The sequence below is a fragment of the Thermomonas sp. genome (genome assembly GCF_041919455.1).
Classification (GTDB): Bacteria; Pseudomonadota; Gammaproteobacteria; order Xanthomonadales; family Xanthomonadaceae; genus Thermomonas.
Genome location: NZ_JAYRTQ010000004.1, coordinates 110,189 through 127,051, shown reverse-complemented (window position 1 = coordinate 127,051; position 16,863 = coordinate 110,189). Strand labels below are relative to the sequence as shown.

At 68.6% G+C, this 16,863-nt stretch carries 18 protein-coding genes; 7 read left to right on the top strand and 11 right to left on the bottom strand.

Annotation, left to right across the window (positions count from 1 at the left end):
* Positions 1-395 precede the first annotated feature (395 nt).
* From gcvH to ACE3T8_RS03775, 5 genes are all read right to left on the bottom strand, one after another.
* Positions 396-791 carry a glycine cleavage system protein GcvH gene (gcvH, locus tag ACE3T8_RS03795; protein WP_374606932.1) on the bottom strand — a complete coding sequence of 132 codons (396 nt, stop codon included), beginning with the start codon at positions 789-791 and terminating at the stop codon, positions 396-398.
* Between the two features lie 80 nt (positions 792-871).
* On the bottom strand, positions 872-1,987 hold the full coding sequence (gene gcvT, locus ACE3T8_RS03790) for a glycine cleavage system aminomethyltransferase GcvT (RefSeq protein ID WP_374606931.1): 1,116 nt from the start codon (positions 1,985-1,987) through the stop codon (positions 872-874).
* A 95-nt stretch (positions 1,988-2,082) separates the two neighbouring features.
* Positions 2,083-2,613 carry a hypothetical protein gene (locus ACE3T8_RS03785; RefSeq protein ID WP_374606929.1) on the bottom strand — a complete coding sequence of 177 codons (531 nt, stop codon included), beginning with the start codon at positions 2,611-2,613 and terminating at the stop codon, positions 2,083-2,085.
* Entirely contained in the window at positions 2,610-3,044 is a 435-nt protein-coding gene (locus ACE3T8_RS03780; RefSeq protein ID WP_374606927.1) for an NfeD family protein, read from the bottom strand. The genes ACE3T8_RS03785 and ACE3T8_RS03780 overlap by 4 nt, the downstream gene beginning before the upstream one ends.
* Positions 3,045-3,046: 2 nt before the next feature.
* Positions 3,047-3,997, bottom strand: a complete 951-nt coding sequence (locus ACE3T8_RS03775) for an SPFH domain-containing protein (RefSeq protein WP_374606925.1) — start codon at positions 3,995-3,997, stop codon at positions 3,047-3,049.
* A 105-nt stretch (positions 3,998-4,102) separates the two neighbouring features.
* Here ACE3T8_RS03775 and ACE3T8_RS03770 point away from each other — a divergent pair, with 105 nt between their 5' ends.
* The 3 genes from ACE3T8_RS03770 to ACE3T8_RS03760 all read left to right on the top strand — a co-directional run bounded on the left by ACE3T8_RS03770 (position 4,103) and on the right by ACE3T8_RS03760 (position 7,030).
* Positions 4,103-4,711 (top strand): RNA polymerase sigma factor, encoded by a 609-nt coding sequence (locus ACE3T8_RS03770; protein ID WP_374606923.1) that lies wholly within the window; start codon positions 4,103-4,105, stop codon positions 4,709-4,711.
* A 403-nt stretch (positions 4,712-5,114) separates the two neighbouring features.
* The gene (locus tag ACE3T8_RS03765; protein WP_374606922.1) at positions 5,115-5,534 is read left to right on the top strand and encodes a hypothetical protein; all 420 of its coding nucleotides are present in this window, start codon (positions 5,115-5,117) and stop codon (positions 5,532-5,534) included.
* A 35-nt stretch (positions 5,535-5,569) separates the two neighbouring features.
* Positions 5,570-7,030, top strand: coding sequence for a PDZ domain-containing protein (locus ACE3T8_RS03760; RefSeq protein WP_374606920.1), 1,461 nt, complete (start codon positions 5,570-5,572; stop codon positions 7,028-7,030).
* Positions 7,031-7,093: 63 nt separating this feature from the next.
* Here the strand turns inward: ACE3T8_RS03760 and ACE3T8_RS03755 are convergent, their stop codons facing one another.
* The 3 genes from ACE3T8_RS03755 to hemP are packed head-to-tail and all read right to left on the bottom strand — an operon-like array spanning position 7,094 to position 8,553.
* Complete coding sequence (locus ACE3T8_RS03755; RefSeq protein ID WP_374606919.1) at positions 7,094-7,744, bottom strand: DUF6607 family protein; 651 nt, start codon at positions 7,742-7,744, stop codon at positions 7,094-7,096.
* Positions 7,741-8,331 (bottom strand): Hemin transport protein, encoded by a 591-nt coding sequence (locus ACE3T8_RS03750; protein ID WP_374606918.1) that lies wholly within the window; start codon positions 8,329-8,331, stop codon positions 7,741-7,743. The genes ACE3T8_RS03755 and ACE3T8_RS03750 overlap by 4 nt, the downstream gene beginning before the upstream one ends.
* 15 nt (positions 8,332-8,346) lie before the next feature.
* Positions 8,347-8,553 carry a hemin uptake protein HemP gene (gene hemP / locus ACE3T8_RS03745; protein WP_374606917.1) on the bottom strand — a complete coding sequence of 69 codons (207 nt, stop codon included), beginning with the start codon at positions 8,551-8,553 and terminating at the stop codon, positions 8,347-8,349.
* A 161-nt stretch (positions 8,554-8,714) separates the two neighbouring features.
* Here hemP and ACE3T8_RS03740 point away from each other — a divergent pair, with 161 nt between their 5' ends.
* The 4 genes from ACE3T8_RS03740 (at position 8,715) to dusB (ending at position 13,214) form a co-directional block, all read left to right on the top strand.
* Positions 8,715-9,851: a GGDEF domain-containing protein gene (locus ACE3T8_RS03740; protein ID WP_374606916.1), complete on the top strand. Its 1,137-nt coding sequence runs from the start codon at positions 8,715-8,717 to the stop codon at positions 9,849-9,851.
* 79 nt (positions 9,852-9,930) lie between these two features.
* Positions 9,931-11,226: a NupC/NupG family nucleoside CNT transporter gene (locus ACE3T8_RS03735; RefSeq protein ID WP_374606914.1), complete on the top strand. Its 1,296-nt coding sequence runs from the start codon at positions 9,931-9,933 to the stop codon at positions 11,224-11,226.
* A 4-nt stretch (positions 11,227-11,230) separates the two neighbouring features.
* Positions 11,231-12,175 (top strand): ribokinase, encoded by a 945-nt coding sequence (locus tag ACE3T8_RS03730; protein WP_374606913.1) that lies wholly within the window; start codon positions 11,231-11,233, stop codon positions 12,173-12,175.
* A 43-nt stretch (positions 12,176-12,218) separates the two neighbouring features.
* On the top strand, positions 12,219-13,214 hold the full coding sequence (gene dusB / locus ACE3T8_RS03725; protein WP_374606912.1) for a tRNA dihydrouridine synthase DusB: 996 nt from the start codon (positions 12,219-12,221) through the stop codon (positions 13,212-13,214).
* Here dusB and ACE3T8_RS03720 read toward each other — a convergent pair.
* From ACE3T8_RS03720 to ACE3T8_RS03710, 3 genes are read right to left on the bottom strand one after another with little or no spacing between them, the layout of a single operon-like run.
* Positions 13,163-14,239 carry a metal-dependent hydrolase gene (locus ACE3T8_RS03720; RefSeq protein WP_374606911.1) on the bottom strand — a complete coding sequence of 359 codons (1,077 nt, stop codon included), beginning with the start codon at positions 14,237-14,239 and terminating at the stop codon, positions 13,163-13,165. The genes dusB and ACE3T8_RS03720 overlap by 52 nt on opposite strands.
* A gap of 32 nt (positions 14,240-14,271) precedes the next feature.
* Positions 14,272-15,093, bottom strand: a complete 822-nt coding sequence (locus ACE3T8_RS03715) for a UDP-2,3-diacylglucosamine diphosphatase (protein WP_374606910.1) — start codon at positions 15,091-15,093, stop codon at positions 14,272-14,274.
* A complete protein-coding gene (locus tag ACE3T8_RS03710) occupies positions 15,093-16,811 on the bottom strand; it encodes a GNAT family N-acyltransferase (protein WP_374606908.1) in 1,719 nt (572 codons plus the stop codon). The genes ACE3T8_RS03715 and ACE3T8_RS03710 overlap by 1 nt, the downstream gene beginning before the upstream one ends.
* Between the last annotated feature and the right edge of the window lie 52 nt (positions 16,812-16,863).

Genomic DNA, 16,863 nt, shown 5'->3' with positions numbered 1-16,863 from the left:
GCGCGGTGTTCCCGTCGACATGCATCGATGCGCGTCGGATGCGCTGCATCGACGCATCGGTTGCAACCGCAACGACGATGCATCGATGCGCTGCATGCAAGCAATGGCGCGGCTTGCAGCGCATGTGGTCGCAACAAGAACGGCATCGCCGCATGCATGCGCGCATGCACGCAACGCATCCGCATGCGCGCTTGCGAACGACGCAGCGCGCGCGCGGAGCGACGAGCGGCCTGCCGCGATTTCGCGCCGCACAAGTCCGTTTGCGCGAAAACTGCGCAGGATTTTTCCGCGCCACGCGCCCGGCGATGCAGCTTGCGCGCGCTTCGCGGATGCCGGAAACGAAGAACCCGCGACGTCGCCGTCGCGGGTTCGTGGTCGCCGGATGGCGGCGCGGATCAGTGGTCTTCGTCTTCCAGCAACTCTGCGTAGTCGTCCGGACCGATCAGTTCGTTGAGCTGCTCGGCATCGTCGATCTCGAGCACGAACAACCAGCCGTCGCCGTAGGCATCCTCGTTGATCGTCTCCGGCTTGTCGGCCAGCGCCGCGTTGACGTCGACGACCTTGCCGCTGACCGGCGCGTACACGTCCGACGCCGCCTTCACCGATTCCACCACCGCGCAGGCGGTGCCGGCCTCGACCTGGTCGCCGACGTTCGGCAGTTCCACGTAGACGAGGTCGCCGAGCAGGCCCTGCGCGTGGTCGGAGATGCCGATGGTGACCTTGCCGTCGCCTTCGACGCGGGCCCACTCGTGGGACTTGAGGAACTTGAGGTCGCCGGGGATCTCGCTCATTGCTGGCTCCAGTGGTGCATGCGTGGGGAATCGGATGGGGAAAGTCTAGCGAAGGCAGGCGTGAAAATTCACCTTGCCGGTCAGATGCCGTCCTGGACCTTGCCCTCGCGGACGAACGGGAACTTGACCACGCGCACCGGGATCTCCTTGCCGCGGATGTCGACGCGCACGTCGCCCGGATCGCCGGCCGGCACGCGGGCGAAGGCGATCGCCTTGCCGATGCTCGGCGAGAACGTGCCGGACAGGATCTCGCCGTCGCCGTTCGCGGTCAGCACTTTCTGGCCATGCCGCAGCACGCCCTTCTCGTCCATGACCAGGCCGATCATCTGCCGCGCCGCGCCGGTCGACTGCTGCGCTTCCAGTGCGGCGCGACCGATGAAGTCGCGCGGCTCTCCATCGGAATTTCCGTCGAGCACGACGGTCCAGGCCAGCGCCGCCTCGAACGGCGACACCGTGTCGTCCATGTCCTGGCCGTAGAGGTTCATGCCCGCTTCCAGGCGCAGGGTGTCGCGCGCCCCCAAGCCGGCCGGCTTCACGCCGGCGTCCAGCAGCGCATTCCAGAACGCGACGGTCTGCGCCTCCGGCACGATCACCTCGAAGCCGTCCTCACCGGTGTAACCGGTGCGTGCCACGAACACCTCGACGCCGCCCACGGTCTTCGCCTCGCGCGCGGAGAAGCGCAGCAGCTTCGACACCGGCGCGCGGTCTTCCTCGCGCAGCAGGCCGATCACGCGTTCGCGCGCGGTCGGCCCCTGCACCGCGACCATGCCGAACTCCGGGCGCTCGCGCACGACGACATCGAAGGCAGTGGCTTGCGTGGTGATCCAGGCGACATCCTTTTCGCGGGTGGCGGCGTTGACCACCAGCCGGAACCAGTCTTCGGACATGAAGTAGACGATCAGGTCGTCGATCACCCCGCCCTGCGGGTTGAGCATCGCCGTGTACAGCGCCTTGCCCGGCTTCTGCAGCTTGTCGACCGAGTTGGCGACGAGGTGGCGGAGGAACTCGCGCACGCGCGCGCCGGTGAGGTCGACCACGGTCATGTGCGAGACGTCGAACATGCCCGCGTCGCGCCGCACCAGGTGGTGTTCGTCGAGCTGCGAGCCATAGTGGATCGGCATGTCCCAGCCGCCGAAGTCGACCATCTTCGCGCCCAGCGCGCGATGGGTGTCGTTGAGGACGGTCTTGTTGGTCATGCGCGCGGCCCGGCTGGAGGTGAGCCCGCGATTATCCCAGAGCCGGCGCGCCCTACGCGCCGGTATGCAGTGCGATGCGGTGACGATCCGGCCGGTCAGCCGTCGTAACCGAACCCTTCGTTGAGGCAGCGTACCCCGGCGGGCGGAAGCGATTGCAGGCGACCTTGCGCGTCCAGCCGCCAGAGTGCCTTGAAGCGCGTGGCCCACTCGACCTTGGCATCCGGTCGCAACACCGCGACGATCCGGCCATCCGCCTTGCCACCCTGCTGGCAGAGTCCGACCGACACCTCGGCGTCGGGATCGTCCAGCGCCGCGACCTCGAGCGCATCGGTCACCAGCGACAGCGGGCGCTCGCCGCCCAGCGGCTTGCCGTCCATGCCGCGCAGTTCGCGCAGGGCCAGCACGAAGCGCAGCTTGCTCTGTTCGTCGCGCAGCACCACCACCGAGGCGGCGCAGGGATTGTCCGCGGCCGCGATGCAATTGCCCGAGATCTCGCGATGCCCGGACGGCGTGGGCGGCATGACCTTGCCGACCCAGCCATCGATGCGCTGGTCGCCGGCCTGCGCCAGGCCGGCGAAGGCAAGCCCCACCGCCAACACGAACCATCGTGCGCGAAGACGGCTCATCCCGCTTCGACCTGCAGGGTCATCGCATCGCCACCGACGATCCGCACGCGGGTTCCCTCCGGAAGATCCGGACCGGTGACCTCCCAGTACGCATCGGCGATCTGCACGCGGCCGCGCCCATCGACGATCGCCCGCTCCAGCGGCACCACCCGCCCGACCAGCGCCGCGGTGCGGCGGTTGAGCGCAGGTTGGTCGCTGTCGCGCTCGCGGCCGCGGAACCAGCGCTGGTAGACGCGGATCGACACGAAGCTGAGCACCACGAAGGCCGCGACCTGGGCGAGCAGCGGCACCTCGACCGGCAGCAGCCACACCGCGACGAACACCGCCGCCGCCGCGAAGCCGAGCCAGAGCATGAAGGCACCGGGCAACACCGCCTCGGCGGCGAACAGGACCAGCGCGAAGGCCGCCCACGCGAACACGTCCCAACGCATGGTCAGCTCCCGACGCTGCTGCTGGCGATGACCTTGCCGCTCGGCTGGCGTTCCATCGCTTCCTTCGCCAGCTCGGCGATGCCGCCGAGGGAACCGATCACGCCCGCCGATTCCATCGGCATCATCACGAACTTCTGGTTGGGCGCCTCGGCAAGCGCCTTGAACGCCTCAATGTATTTCTGCGCGACGAAGTAATTGATCGCCTGCACGTTGCCGGAGGCGATCGCGTCCGAGACCATCTGCGTCGCCTTGGCCTCGGCCTCGGCCAAGCGCTCGCGCGCCTCGGCCTCGCGGAACGCGGCCTCGCGGCCACCTTCGGCTTCCAGGATCACCGATTGCTTCTCGCCCTCGGCCTTGAGGATCGCGGCCTGGCGGAAACCCTCGGCCTCCAGGATGTTGGCGCGCTTCTCGCGCTCGGCTTTCATCTGCCGCGCCATCGATTCCACCAGGTCGCGCGGGGGCTGGATGTCCTTCAGCTCGATGCGGTTGACCTTGATGCCCCATGGATGGGTGGCCTGGTCGACCGCCACCAGCACCTTGGTATTGATCTCGTCGCGCTTGGACAGCGACTCGTCCAGGTCCATCGAGCCGATCGCGGTGCGGATGTTGGTCATCACCAGGTTGAGGATGGCGATCTCCAGCGTGGCGACTTCGTACGCGGCCTTGGCGGCATCCAGCACCTGGAAATAGACCACGCCGTCGACCTTGACCACGGCGTTGTCCTTGGTGATCACGTCCTGGCTGGGCACGTCCATCACCTGTTCCATCATGTTGATCTTGCGGCCCACGCCGTACACGACCGGCACCAGGAAATGCAGGCCGGGGGTCATGGTGTGGGTGTACTTGCCGAAGCGCTCCACCGTCCATTCGTAGCCCTGCGGCACCATCCGCACGGTCTTGAACAGGATGATGACGCCGGCGAACAGCAGGATCAGCGCGAGAATCGTGCCCATGGAATTTCCTCCCCGGAAGTGGGTCGGAGTATAGGCCGGCCCGTGGCGGACGATATTGCACCGCCGCTGCGACCCTTTTCCGCCCACGCGCATCCAGATCAGGGAATGGCCGGACACTCCAGCTTCGCGATCGACGTCCCCGCCGCCCTGCTCGCACGCATGCGACGGGGCGAGCGCGACGCGTTCGAGCAGGTGTACCGCTGGTTCGAACGGCCGGTGTTCACCCTGGCGCTGCGCCTCTGCGGCGACCGCAGCGAGGCCGACGACGTGTTGCAGGAGACGATGCTGAAAGTGTGGTCCTCCATCAACGGCTTCCGTGGCGATGGCGGCACGCCGTTCTGGGGTTGGTTGCGGCAGGTCGCGGTCAACGAGGCGCTGATGCGGCTGCGTCGCGGGCGTCGGCTGTCGGCGGAGCTGGACGGCGTGGACGCCGATGCGTTCGCCGAAGACAACGGCCCGCCACCACCCGCCGCGGCGGATGCCGCGCTGCTGCAACGCGCGCTGGAGCAGTTGCCGCACGCGACCCGCAGCGTGCTCTGGCTGTACCACGCCGAAGGCTATACCCACGAGGAGATCGCCGCTGCCATGCAACGCAGCGCCAGCTTCTCCAAATCGCAACTCGCGCGCGGCACCCGCCGCTTGCGCAGCCTGCTGCAGGTCTCCGAGCCCGCAGGTGATGTCCCGACATATGAGAAGGAGCAGGCGCATGCCTGATGCCGGCGATTTCGAAACGCGCAACGCACCGGCATCGCCCCCGGGCTGGGGCGATGCGTTCGCGGCACTGCCCGTTGAAACGCCGACGGCGGCTGGCTGGGAGCGCGTGCAGGCCCGCCTCCCTGCGGCCACGATGCCGCGCGTGCGCAGGCGCTGGCCGCTGTGGGTGGCAACCGCCGCTGCATTGGCGCTCGTGGCAGCGGTTCCGTTGCGGATGCTGCCGCCGGCCCCGGATCGTCATTCCCGCGAAGGCGGGAATCCAGTGCCTTTGGCGCATTCCAACCTCTCGCCTGCACGCAGTGCGCTTTCAAGTTCCGGTTCTGACCATGCGAACGCCTCGCAGGCTGGCATGGCTTCGGAGCGGAAGGCACTGGATTCCCGCCTTCGCGGGAATGACGAGCAAATGCCGATTGCCGCCAGGCACGGCAAGCCGCATCGTGCTACCCGCGTCGCGCCCGCGCAGCGCCCGGTGCGCACCGCGGCGGAACCCGCCGGAACGACACGCCTCGCAGCCGAAGACGCGATCGGGCAGCCCATCGAAGCGCTGCACGCCGAATCCGCGCAACTCGAACAGTTGCTGGCGATGGTGCGCGACGACCGTGTGGCCAGCGCCACCAGCGTGGCGCTGAGCAGCGACCTGGACGACCACATCGCCGGCATCGACAGCGCGCTCGCCCAGCCTGGCCTGGACGCCGTCGATCGCGACCGCCTCTGGCAGCAGCGGGTCGACGCGCTGCGGCAACTGGTCGGCATCGAAACCACCAACCGCCTGCTGTCCGCGCGCGGCGAACGCTTCAACGCCTCCCTGGTCAGCATCGACTGACCGCGTCTTCCACCCGCTCCATCCACGAGGTCCGCATGACACCCGCAACCAAAACCCTGGCGCTCGCGATCGGCCTGGCCATGGCCGGACTGGCCATCGCCCAGTCCAAACCCACCGCCGCACAACAGCAGGAACTCGACGCCGCGCGCGCGCAGCTCGACCAGGCCGCGCAGCGCTACGCCGAACTCACCCGCAAGTACGGCGGTGCCGACACGCCGATCCGCATCGAGAAGCGCGTGTTGCGCAAGCCGGTGATCGGGGTGGTGCTGGCCGCGGACGACCGATCCGGCGTGCGCATCGCCGCGGTCACCCCGGGCAGCGCCGCCGCCGATGCCGGCCTGAAGAGCGGCGACCGCATCACCAGCGTGGATGGCAAGCGCGTCGATGCCGGCGCCGGCGAGGCCCGCGTGGCGCAGGCGCGCGAGCTGCTGGCCGCGCTCGACCCGAAGACACCGGTGAGGCTGGGCTACGAGCGCGACGGCAAGCCGGCCACGCTCTCGCTGACCCCGAAGGTCGATGACCGGTTGATGGTCATGCAGGGCCTTGGCGATACCGCCTTCGATGGCGACGTGAAGGTGTTCGTCGGCGATCAGGGCGGTGTCCGCAGGATCGACGCGGATCGCATCCGCGTGGAGGCTGGCGCGGCCCGCGCGCATGCGGTCGAGGCGCGCGCGCGCGCGGAAGGTGCACGCGAACGTGCGGAATGGGTGATGGTCGCGCCCGACGTGCGCACCGAGGTGATCCGCCTGGGCAGCGACTGCAAGGGCGACGACTGCAAGCTGCCGGTGCTGGCCGAGGCATTCCGCTGGAATGGCCTGAACCTGGCCTCGGTCGATGCCGGGCTGGGCCGCTACTTCGGCGCCAGCAACGGCGTGCTGGTGCTCAGCACGGGCAAGGAACTGGAGGGCCTGCAGGCCGGCGACGTGATCCGCAGCATCGGCGGCAAGGACGTCGGCAGCCCGCGCGAGGCAATGGATGCGCTGCGCGCACAACCTGCCGGCGGCAAGGTCGCCATCGCCTACCTGCGCGACCGCAATGCCGCGACCACGCAGGTCAACGTGCCGAAGGCGATGACCTTCGCGTTGCCGCGTGTTGCGGCCGCGCCGCGCGTACCCGGCGAACCCGGCGAACCCGGTGTGATCGAGCATCGCAAGATGGTCTTCGTCGGCACCGACGGCAAGGTGCAGGCCTTCGAGGATGGCGATGGCCTGGCAGCGCGCGCACTGCCCAAGGACGGCACACGGGTCGAGAAGCGCCGCTACGTGATGGTCGACAAGGACGGCAAGCGGATGGAATGGGAAGGCGACGCCCGGGACACCCCGCCGGCGTGGGTGCAGGCCTTGCCGAAGGATGCATCGCAGCGGCAGGTGCGCAAGATCGTGATGGTCGACGCAGACGGCAAGACCACCGAAATCGAAACCGATGACCTCCCGCCACCGCCACCACCCGCGTCGCCTGCCCCGCCGGTTCCACCGCCGCCGCCCGGCGGTCGCTGATCCGCAAACCAGGAAGCCCCGCAATGCGGGGCTTCTTGTCGATGCGGCAGGCGGACGAATGGCTCAGCGCGGCGCGGCTTCCACCCACTCGGCGAACACCTTGTCGATGTCGGCATCGGCGACCGGCTTGCCGGATTGCACCTCGTCGGCCTGCGTGAACAGCGGCATGATCATGCCCATGCCGTCGATCTTGGTGTTGAGGCGCACACCTGGCGCCTGCGCCAATCGCTGCGTCCAGCGCACGCGAACTTTCATCCAGTAGTCCTTCGTCGCGCTCCAGTAGTCGTATGCCGGCTTGAAGTCGATGCCCTCGGCCTTGCGATAGTCGTTGAAGCCGAACTCGCGGGCGATCTCGCTGCGGCTGCCATCCGCGCCGCGCAGCACCTTGGTGTTGAACTGTTCGTGGGTCCAGCCACCGGGCACGATGGTGTGGCGGTTCACCACGTCCAGCGCGTTGTAGTCGCTGCGGCGGGTGTACTCGCGTCGCGGCAGCGGACGCCAGGTACGCTGCGCGGATGCACGCTCGCAGCCGGGTTTGATCAGCACGATTTCGTCGAAGGCGAAGTCGACCGTGTACTCGCCCTGCATCGCCAGGATCGCCTTGCGATCGGCATCGACAGGCGACGAAGTTTGCGCGTTCGCGTTCGCACCGGTGGCGCACAGCAGGAACGCGTTCGCCAAGCGCGCGGCGCGCGAAACAATCGGTGCCTTCATGCCCAATGCCTCGTGTTGAAACCGACCGCTTGCGCGGCATCGTCTTGTCCTTGAGCCAGCATCGCGCGGTTCGCCGCCTGCCGGCAGCAGCAGTCGTCGATCAGGCCGGCATCGTCGATGCCTTCGCGGCGCACGATCCGCCGACCGACGTCCGCACCGCAGGTCGACAGTCGAGGGAGGCTGGCCGCCAGCAGCGATTGTCCGGCAAACCCGGGTCCCGCCGGCGGCGCGTGGAAGCGCAACACGTTGGCCCGCCACACCGGGCCGCCCAGGTGCCGCGCGACGCGTCGCCACAAGCGCTCGCGGATGCCGAGCCCCGCCTCCGGCCTACGCTGCGCGGGCAATCCCGCAAGCAAGCGTTCCCACGCCAGGAAATCGGTATCCGGAAGCAGGTACAGGCGCCAGCAGCACTGGTCATCGCGATCGAAGAACTGCAGGCTTTCGCACAGGCCATCGCTGTCCAGCGCGCTGTCGCTGTTGACCCGTACCGCCTGCGACCAACCGTCCAGTTCGCTGCCGGCATGCACGCGATACAGGCAGAACACCGCGCCCAGCGCGGCGAGTTCGTGCGGATGCGGCAATGGCATGGACCTACCCATGCATCACTTGGTGAGGATCAGCTTGTCGTTGCGGGTGTGGCGCAGCCGGTAGACCTCGTTGCCGTGGTGGATCAGCACTTCATTGCTCCCCTTCAGCAGGCTGCGGCTTTCCACCGAGGGCGTCACGGCAGGCGTCACGCCATGCGATGACACGGTGTTGAGGACAAGGTGGCGGGTCAGGCGGGGACGTGGCTCGAGGATCGCGGACATCGGCGGCGCTCCGGTGGTGGTCGGATTTGATGATAATGATTCTCATTAACGAGTCAAGCTGCCCTACGGCATTTAGGCGTGGGGATCGCGCGATGGACGCGCCGGATTTGAGGGCATGCCGGGCGCACCCTATGCTGCGGGGCCCGAGGGAGGTCCCACCGTTGATCGCGAATTCCGGTTGGCGCGACATCTGGCCACGACTGTTCGAACGCCCCGACGCGCTCATGCTGGAGCTCGGTGCCGGCGGCGAACTGCTGGTCGCGCAGCTGCGCGCGGCCTTGTCGCTGGTCCTGTTGCTGTTGCCGCTGGTCAACGTGGCGACCGGCGAATACACCCCGTGGGAAGCGACGATCGGCATGCTGGGGGCCGTGCTTGCGGTGGTGATGTCGCAGGTCTGGCTGGCCCTGGCGCGGCATCGCGGCCTGTATCGCTGGCTGCCCTGGGCCACCTCCAGCTACGACGTGACCCTGACCACCCTGGTGCTCGCGCTGCTCGCGGTGGGATCGCCCGCCACCGGCCTCAACAGCATGGTGATCTGGGTGTTCTACCTGGTGGCCATCTGCATGACCGCGCTGCGCAACGATGGCCGGCTGACCGTCGCCATCGGCGTGCTGGCGATGCTGCAATACGGCGGCCTGGCGGTCGTGGTGTTCACGCTGGCAGAAGCACCGGAACAACTGATGTCGCTGGACTATGGCACCGCGACGGTGGCCAACGTCGTCCAGCGCCTGGTGCTGATCGCGATGATGACCACGATCACCGGCACCGTCGTCTATCGCATGCAGCGACTGGTCGACCTGTCGGGCACGGATGGCCTGACCGGCCTGCCCAACCGCACGTGGCTGGCGCACCGCTTCCCCAGCATGCTGGATGCCACCCGCGGCCAGGGCGGCTCGCTGTCGATCTGCCTGCTCAACCTGGACCATTTCAAGCGCATCAACGACGAGATCGGCCACCAGGCCGGCGACCGCGCATTGCGCCACGCGGTCGACGTGCTGCAAACGCAACTGGAGGAAGGCGACTTCCTGGCGCGCCTGGGCGGCGAGGAATTCGCCCTGCTGATGCCGCTGCCGATCGGCCGCGCCTGGGAGCGCCTGGACAGCATGCGCCGGACCGCGACGTCGCAGCCATTCCTGGCCGATCCCGGCGCCGATCCGCTGCGGGTGACCTTCAGCGCCGGCATCGCGGTCTGGCCGCAGGACGGCACCGACCTCGCGCAATTGCTGCGCCGCGCCGACGTGCGCCTGCGCCAGGCCAAGTTGGAAGGCCGCAACCGCGTGCTCGCCCGCGACACCTGAGCGTCCCGCTTGCCGGCACTGGCGGGCATGACTACCCTGCGGCATCGCGTGCGGGTCCGCACGGACGGGGAAGGATCATATGGAAGGTTTGGCAAGGATCGGCTTCGGCCTGTTCGGACTGGCGGTGCTGATCGGGATTGCCTGGCTGTTCTCCAACAACCGGCGGGCGGTGGACTGGCGGCTGGTGCTGACCGGCCTGAGCCTGCAGATCGCCTTCGCCGCGCTGGTGCTGCTGGTGCCGGGTGGGCGCGAGGTATTCGACGCGCTCGGCCACGGCTTCGTGCGCATCCTCAGCTTCGTGACCGCGGGCTCCACCTTCATCTTCGGCAACCTGATGAACGTGGAGACCTACGGCTTCATCTTCGCCTTCCAGGTGCTGCCGACCATCATCTTCTTCGCCGCATTGATGGGCGTGCTGTACCACCTCGGGGTGATGCAGTTCATCGTCCGGATCATGGCGCTGGCGATCACGAAGGTGATGCGCGTGTCCGGCGCCGAGACCACCAGCGTCTGCGCCAGCGTGTTCATCGGCCAGACCGAGGCGCCACTGACCGTGCGCCCGTACATCCCGCGGATGACCGAGTCCGAGCTGATCACGATGATGATCGGCGGCATGGCCCATATCGCCGGCGGCGTGCTGGCGGCCTACGTGGGCATGCTCGGCGGCGGCGATCCGGAGCAGCAGGCGTACTACGCCAAGCACCTGCTGGCGGCCAGCATCATGGCCGCGCCGGCAACGCTGGTGGTGGCGAAGCTGCTGATCCCGGAAACCGGCGAACCGCTGACCCGCGGCACGGTCAAGATGGAAGTCGAGAAGACCGCCAGCAACATCATCGATGCCGCCGCGGGCGGTGCCGCCGACGGCCTCAAGCTGGCGCTGAACATCGGCGCGATGCTGCTCGCCTTCATCGCCCTGATCGCGATGATCAACGCGCCGCTCACCTGGATCGGCGAAGTCACCGGCCTGCAGGCGATGCTCGGCAAGCCGACCGACCTGGCCGCGATCTTCGGCTGGGTGCTGGCGCCGCTGGCCTGGGTGATCGGCGTGCCCTGGCAGGACGCGAACACGGTGGGCTCGCTGATCGGCCAGAAGGTGGTGATCAACGAATTCGTGGCCTACCTGCAGCTGGCCGACATCGTCAACGGCAAGGTCGCCGGCGTCGCCCTCACCGACCAGGGCAAGCTGATCGCCACCTACGCGCTGTGCGGCTTCGCCAACTTCAGCTCGATCGCGATCCAGATCGGCGGCATCGGCGGGCTGGCCCCGGAACGTCGCAGCGACCTGGCCCGCTTCGGCCTGCGCGCGGTGCTGGGCGGCTCCATCGCCACCTTCATGACCGCGACCATCGCCGGCGTGCTGAGCTATTTCGGGTGATGCCATGAGCCGCGTCGTCGTCGTCGGTTCCTTCAATGTCGACCACGTCTGGCGGGTGCCGGCGCTGCCGCAGGCCGGTGCCACCCTCAGCGGCGAGTACGCCACCGGCCCGGGCGGCAAGGGCTTCAACCAGGCGATGGCCGCGCGCCGCGCGGGTGCCGGCACCTGCTATGTCTGCGCGCTCGGCGACGACCTCGGCGCGCAGCTGGCGCGAGCGCTGTGCACGGCGGACGGCATCGACCTGCGCGACGCGGTGGTGCAGGCACCGACCGGCACCGCCGGCATCTACGTGGATGCGCAGGGCCGCAACAGCATCGTCATCGGGGCCGGCGCGAACGCGGCGCTGCAGCCGGCATTCCTCGCCGAGGCGCTGGCCGGCCTGCAGGCGGGCGACATCTTGGTGGCGCAGCTGGAATCGCCGCTCGATGCGGTCGCGAAGGCACTCGATGCAGGCCGTGCCGCTGGCGCAACCACGTTGCTCAACCCGGCGCCGGCGAACGTGGCGATCGACCACGCGATGCTCGAGCGCGCGGACATCCTGACCCCGAACGAAACCGAATTCGCGGCGATGCTCGGCCGCCACGTCGGCGCCCGGATCGAGGCCGATGCGGTCTCCGGCATCGACCAGCAGCGCCTGCACGCGCTGTGCCGCGACCTCACCCGCGGCACCGTGGTGGTGACCCTGGGCGCGAGCGGCTGCTTCGTCTCGCATGCCGACGAGCAGCTGCGCGGCGATGCGAGCGCCTGCTACCGCGTTCCCGCGGAAGCCGCGCGCGTGGTCGATACCACCGGCGCCGGCGACGCCTTCAACGGCGCATTGGCCGCGTCGCTGGCCTTGAAGCCGGCGCGCGCCTTCGCCGACCACGTGCGCTTCGCCGGACGCTATGCCTCGCGCTCCACCGAGTTGTACGGTGCCGCGCTGGCGATGCCGCGGATGCCGGTCGAGTAACCCGACGACAGGGACGGGCCAAGGCGCGCCCTACAATGCGCGCATGCAGATCGGCCCGCACCGCATCGAACCGAAGGTGATCCTCGCGCCCATGGCGGGCGTGACCGACAAGCCGTTCCGCCTGCTGTGCAAGCGGCTGGGCGCAGGACTCGCCGTTTCGGAGATGACCACCAGCGATCCGCGCTTCTGGACCACCGCGAAATCGCTGCACCGGATGGATCATGTCGGCGAACCGGATCCGGTCAGCGTGCAGATCGCCGGCACCGTGCCCGCGATCATGGCCGATGCCGCGCGCTTCAACGTGGACCACGGCGCGCAGCTGATCGACATCAACATGGGCTGCCCGGCCAAGAAAGTCTGCAACGCCTGGGCCGGCAGCGCGTTGATGCGCGAACCGGACCTGGTCGCGCGCATCGTCGCGGCCGTGGTCAACGCCGTCGACGTGCCGGTGACGCTGAAGATCCGCACCGGCTGGGATGCCGACCACCGCAACGCGCCGGAGATCGCACGCATCGCCGAGGATGCCGGGATCCAGGCGCTCGCCGTGCACGGCCGCACCCGCGACCAGCAATACACCGGCACCACCGAGTACGACACCATCGCCGCGATCAAGGCGATGCTGCGGATCCCGGTGGTCGCCAACGGCGACATCGATTCGCCGGAGAAGGCGCGCTTCGTGCTGGATGCGACCGGCTGCGATGCGGTGATGATCGGACGCGCGGCGCAGGGGCGGCCGTGGATCCTCGGCCGCATCGCGCATTACCTGACCACCGGCGAGTCGTTGCCGGAACCGTCGTTGCAGGAGATACGCGACGTCCTGCTCGGCCATCTCGAGCACCTGCATGCGTTCTATGGCGAGGTGTCGGGCGTGCGCATCGCCCGCAAGCACCTGGGCTGGTATGCGAAGGATCGCCCGGAAAACACCGCGTTCCGTGCGGTGGTCAACCGCGCGCAGACCGCCGACGAACAGTTGCGGCTGACCCGCGATTATTTCGACGCGCTGGTCGCCGGTGTGTCGCCGGAACTCGCCGCCGCCTGAGTCGAGGGCCGATCCGGAGCGGGCATGTTCCAGATCCGCGTCCACATCTCGCCGAGGCGCCGGCGTGCCTGCCACGGCCAGCGCAGTTGTTGCGGCGGGATCGCGCGCCAGCCGTTGCCGTCGGGTTCGGCCACCGCGAAGTTGAAGGTGTAATCAGGCTCTGCACCCATCCGCAGGTCGCTCAGCACCAGTTGCCCGTCGCGCACTTGCGCCTTCATGAAGCCATGGTTGAACCAGGTCAACCGCTGAACCGCTGGAATGGAAGCGGCCTGACGCAGTGCCTGGACATTGGATGGATAGCCGCGGAACTGCATCGGCCGGTCGTCGGCCACCAGCGAGAGCTCGCCCTCGACGAAACCCGATGGCGTCATCGCCACCACCCGCCACAGCAAGGTGTTGAACGGCATCGGCACCGAGAAGCGCGGCGCATCGCCCAGGCCCATCGCCGCGAGTGCGCGATCCGCCTCGCGATCGACCATCGACTTCGCCAGCAGCGACCAGCCGAGGTAGGCGGTGCTCAGCACCAGCCCCGCGGCCAGCACGCGCTGCGCCGATGCGCGCTCGCGCAGGAAGAACGCGGCGACGCAGGCCAGCAACAACCAGAGCGTGTAGAGCGGATCGATGATGAAGACGCTGGACCACATCGTCGGCGGCGGCATCAGTGGCCACCACAGCTGGGTGCCGTAGACGGTGAACGCATCCAGCAATGGGTGCGTCACCAGCGCCAGCTGGATGGCCCAGCACCAGCGCGTCGGTGCCTCGGCCACGCGCCCGTTGCCGAAGCGCTTGAACAGCCACCAGATTGCGATGCCGAGCAACGGCAGCACGAACAGCGAATGGCTGAAACTGCGATGCACCGTCATGTTCACGATCGGGTCGTCGCTGAGCAGCATCAGCGGCAGCGCATCGAGGTCCGGCAAGGTGCCGAGCGCGGCGCCGGCCAGCAAGGCAGCGCGACGATGGCGGGCGGGTGCGATGGCGGCGGCGAGGGCGCCACCGAGGACGATCTGGGTCAATGAATCCATGCGTGGATGCTAACCGGCATCCGCCCGCACGATCACGCGGCGCGTGGCAGTGCGGGCTCGACCGGCCGCACCACGACGTGTCGCGGCAGGATTTCGGCCAGTACCTCGCCGGTATGCGCCAACAGCCGCAGCGTCCCATCCGGCTCCTCGACCAGCGCACTCAGGCTCTCCACCCAGTCGCCGTCATTGGCATAGACCAGCCCGTCGCGGTGCAGCAGCGCAGCGCGATGGATGTGGCCGCAGACGATGCCGTCCAGTCCGCGCCGGCGCGCATCATCCAGTCCGGCCTGCATGAACCGTTCGATGAAACGCTCCGCAGCACCGCTCTTCGATTTCAGGAATTCCGACAGCGACCAGTAGCGCAGGCCAAGCCGCCCGCGCACGACGTTGAGCCACTGGTTGCCGGTGAGGATGCGGTAGTACAGCCAGTCGCCGAACTTCTCCTGCAGGCTGCCGAAATGAGTGACGCCGTCGAACTCGTCGCCGTGCACCGCCAGCAGGCGGCGTCCATCGGCGGTGACATGGATCGCGCGACGACGCACCTGCATCGCAGGCAGCGCGAGCCCGCAGAACTTGCGTATCGGGCGATCGTGGTTGCCGGGGATGTACACGATCTCGGTGCCGGCGCGACGCAATGCATGCAAGGCTTCGACGACGCGATTCTGCGCATTGCCCCATTGCGCGCGCCGCTGCGCCATCCACCACAGGTCGACGATGTCGCCGACCAGGTACAGCCGCCTGCAACGCAGCGTCGTGAGGAACGTCGCCAGTTCCGCCGCATGGCAATGGCGCGAGCCGAGGTGGACGTCGGAGAGGAACACCGCACGGCGCATCGGCGGCTCGACGGCATGCATCAGGCGCTACCTGTCGCGATGTCGCCCAGATAGCGCTGCCGCTTCTTCGGCCGCATCCGTTGGATGTCGACCTCGATCAATCCATCCACCGCGTCGCTGAAATCCGGATCCACGCCGAACGCGAGGAACCGCGCGCCGCCCGGCTCGCACAGCTCGGTGTACTGCTTGTAGAGCATCGGCACCTGCGCGCCGAGTACGTCCAGGTTCGCCTTCAGCACGCGGAACGCGGTGTCGGCATCCATCGCCGCATCGCGTGGATGCGCGGCGCAGTACGCGAACGGACGCTTCGAGACCACTTCGCCCACCGGGCCGCCGAAATAGTGGGCGTAGTGCGCAGCGATCTGCTCGCGCGCGGTGATCGGCAGGGCCGCGCTGATCGAGACAGCACCGAACAGGTAGCGCACCTTCGGATGCGCGCGCAGGTAGGCGCCGATGCCCTGCCAGAGATAGTCGATGCTGCGGCTGCCCCAGTATTCCGGGACCACGAAGCTTCGGCCGAGCTCCATGCCTTGGGCGATGCGGGCAATCGCATCGTCGGCGTAGTCGAACAACGAAGCGGTGTACAGGCCACGGATGCCATGCGCAGCCAGCACCGGCGCGCCACGCGCGATGCGGTAGGCGCCGACCACCTTCGAGGCCGCGTCGTCCCACAGCACGATGTGCTCGTACCAACTGTCCCAGGCATCCAGGTCCAGGCTGCGGCCGGTGCCCTCGCCCACCTCGCGAAACGTCAGTTCGCGCAGGCGGCCGATCTCGCGCAGCAACGGTGCGTCCACCGACAGCGTGCCGACGCGGATCTGCTTGCCGTCGCTCGTCGTGCCCAGTGACTGCAGCATGGCGATGCCGACGCGCAACGCGGCAGGATCCACCGCATCCGCGAGACGTTCGGGGTCGGGCGATGCAGCCCTTTCGTCGCGCTGCCGACGCGTGCCCAACGCGTACAACTCGCGCCTGATCTCACGCAGCAGCGCCCGGCTGTCGCCGTCCGCGGGGATGGTGCGCGGCGTGCCGACCAGCAAGCGGATCCGGCGTCCGCGCCGCGCGAACATTTCGCGCGCCAGCAAGGCGGTGCCGACGGGCTTGAACAATGCCGACGCGCCGTAGAACAGCGCGGAATTGCGCGCGTGGATGCGCACCGGCAACACCGGCGCATCGCAGCCGCGGGCGAATCGCAGGAAACCGCGCCGCCAGCGCGTGTCGCGGATGCCGCGCGGTCCCAGCCGCGAGACCTCGCCGGCGGGGAACACGACCACGCATTCGCCACGCGCCAATGCCGCATCGACCGCGCGCAGGCTGTCGGGTGCGGGCCGGCCACCGAGGATGCGCACCGGCAGCAACAGGCCATCGAGGTTGTCGAGCGCCGACAGGACGTCGTTGGCGACGATGCGCACGTCGCGCCGCACCTTGCCGATCGCGTCCAGCAATGCGAGCGCGTCGAGCGCACCGCTGGGATGGTTGGCGATGACCAGCAGGCGCCCGTGCGCGGGGATCCGCGCCAGCCCGACATCGTCCACTTCATACCGGGCGCCGAGGAACTGCAGCGCCGCGGCAACGAAGGCGAAGCCGCGCACGTGGCGGTTGGCGGCGATGAAGGCGTCGATCTCGGCGAGCCGCGACCAACGCGCGATCCCGCGCAGCAGCGGCCGGGCGATGGCCGCGCGACGACCGCGGAACCAGTGCGGGAAACGTTGGCGGAGGCGCTGTTCGAGCTGGAGCATGGCGACGGGCCGCGACCGTGTTGGCCGGCAGCCTGCACCGCCGATGCGACGC

Bases quoted from the DNA above. Each gene is read 5' to 3' on its own strand.
- ACE3T8_RS03750 (WP_374606918.1), bottom strand. From the start codon at position 8,331: ATGCCATTGCCGCATCCGCACGAACTCGCCGCGCTGGGCGCGGTGTTC.
- ACE3T8_RS03735 (WP_374606914.1), top strand. From the start codon at position 9,931: ATGGAAGGTTTGGCAAGGATCGGCTTCGGCCTGTTCGGACTGGCGGTG.
- gcvH (WP_374606932.1), bottom strand. From the start codon at position 791: ATGAGCGAGATCCCCGGCGACCTCAAGTTCCTCAAGTCCCACGAGTGG.
- ACE3T8_RS03765 (WP_374606922.1), top strand. From the start codon at position 5,115: ATGCCGATTGCCGCCAGGCACGGCAAGCCGCATCGTGCTACCCGCGTC.
- hemP (WP_374606917.1), bottom strand. From the start codon at position 8,553: ATGTCCGCGATCCTCGAGCCACGTCCCCGCCTGACCCGCCACCTTGTC.
- ACE3T8_RS03760 (WP_374606920.1), top strand. From the start codon at position 5,570: ATGACACCCGCAACCAAAACCCTGGCGCTCGCGATCGGCCTGGCCATG.
- ACE3T8_RS03720 (WP_374606911.1), bottom strand. From the start codon at position 14,239: ATGGATTCATTGACCCAGATCGTCCTCGGTGGCGCCCTCGCCGCCGCC.
- ACE3T8_RS03775 (WP_374606925.1), bottom strand. From the start codon at position 3,997: ATGGGCACGATTCTCGCGCTGATCCTGCTGTTCGCCGGCGTCATCATC.
- ACE3T8_RS03785 (WP_374606929.1), bottom strand. From the start codon at position 2,613: ATGAGCCGTCTTCGCGCACGATGGTTCGTGTTGGCGGTGGGGCTTGCC.
- gcvT (WP_374606931.1), bottom strand. From the start codon at position 1,987: ATGACCAACAAGACCGTCCTCAACGACACCCATCGCGCGCTGGGCGCG.
- ACE3T8_RS03770 (WP_374606923.1), top strand. From the start codon at position 4,103: ATGGCCGGACACTCCAGCTTCGCGATCGACGTCCCCGCCGCCCTGCTC.
- ACE3T8_RS03755 (WP_374606919.1), bottom strand. From the start codon at position 7,744: ATGAAGGCACCGATTGTTTCGCGCGCCGCGCGCTTGGCGAACGCGTTC.
- ACE3T8_RS03710 (WP_374606908.1), bottom strand. From the start codon at position 16,811: ATGCTCCAGCTCGAACAGCGCCTCCGCCAACGTTTCCCGCACTGGTTC.
- dusB (WP_374606912.1), top strand. From the start codon at position 12,219: ATGCAGATCGGCCCGCACCGCATCGAACCGAAGGTGATCCTCGCGCCC.
- ACE3T8_RS03780 (WP_374606927.1), bottom strand. From the start codon at position 3,044: ATGCGTTGGGACGTGTTCGCGTGGGCGGCCTTCGCGCTGGTCCTGTTC.
- ACE3T8_RS03715 (WP_374606910.1), bottom strand. From the start codon at position 15,093: ATGCATGCCGTCGAGCCGCCGATGCGCCGTGCGGTGTTCCTCTCCGAC.
- ACE3T8_RS03730 (WP_374606913.1), top strand. From the start codon at position 11,231: ATGAGCCGCGTCGTCGTCGTCGGTTCCTTCAATGTCGACCACGTCTGG.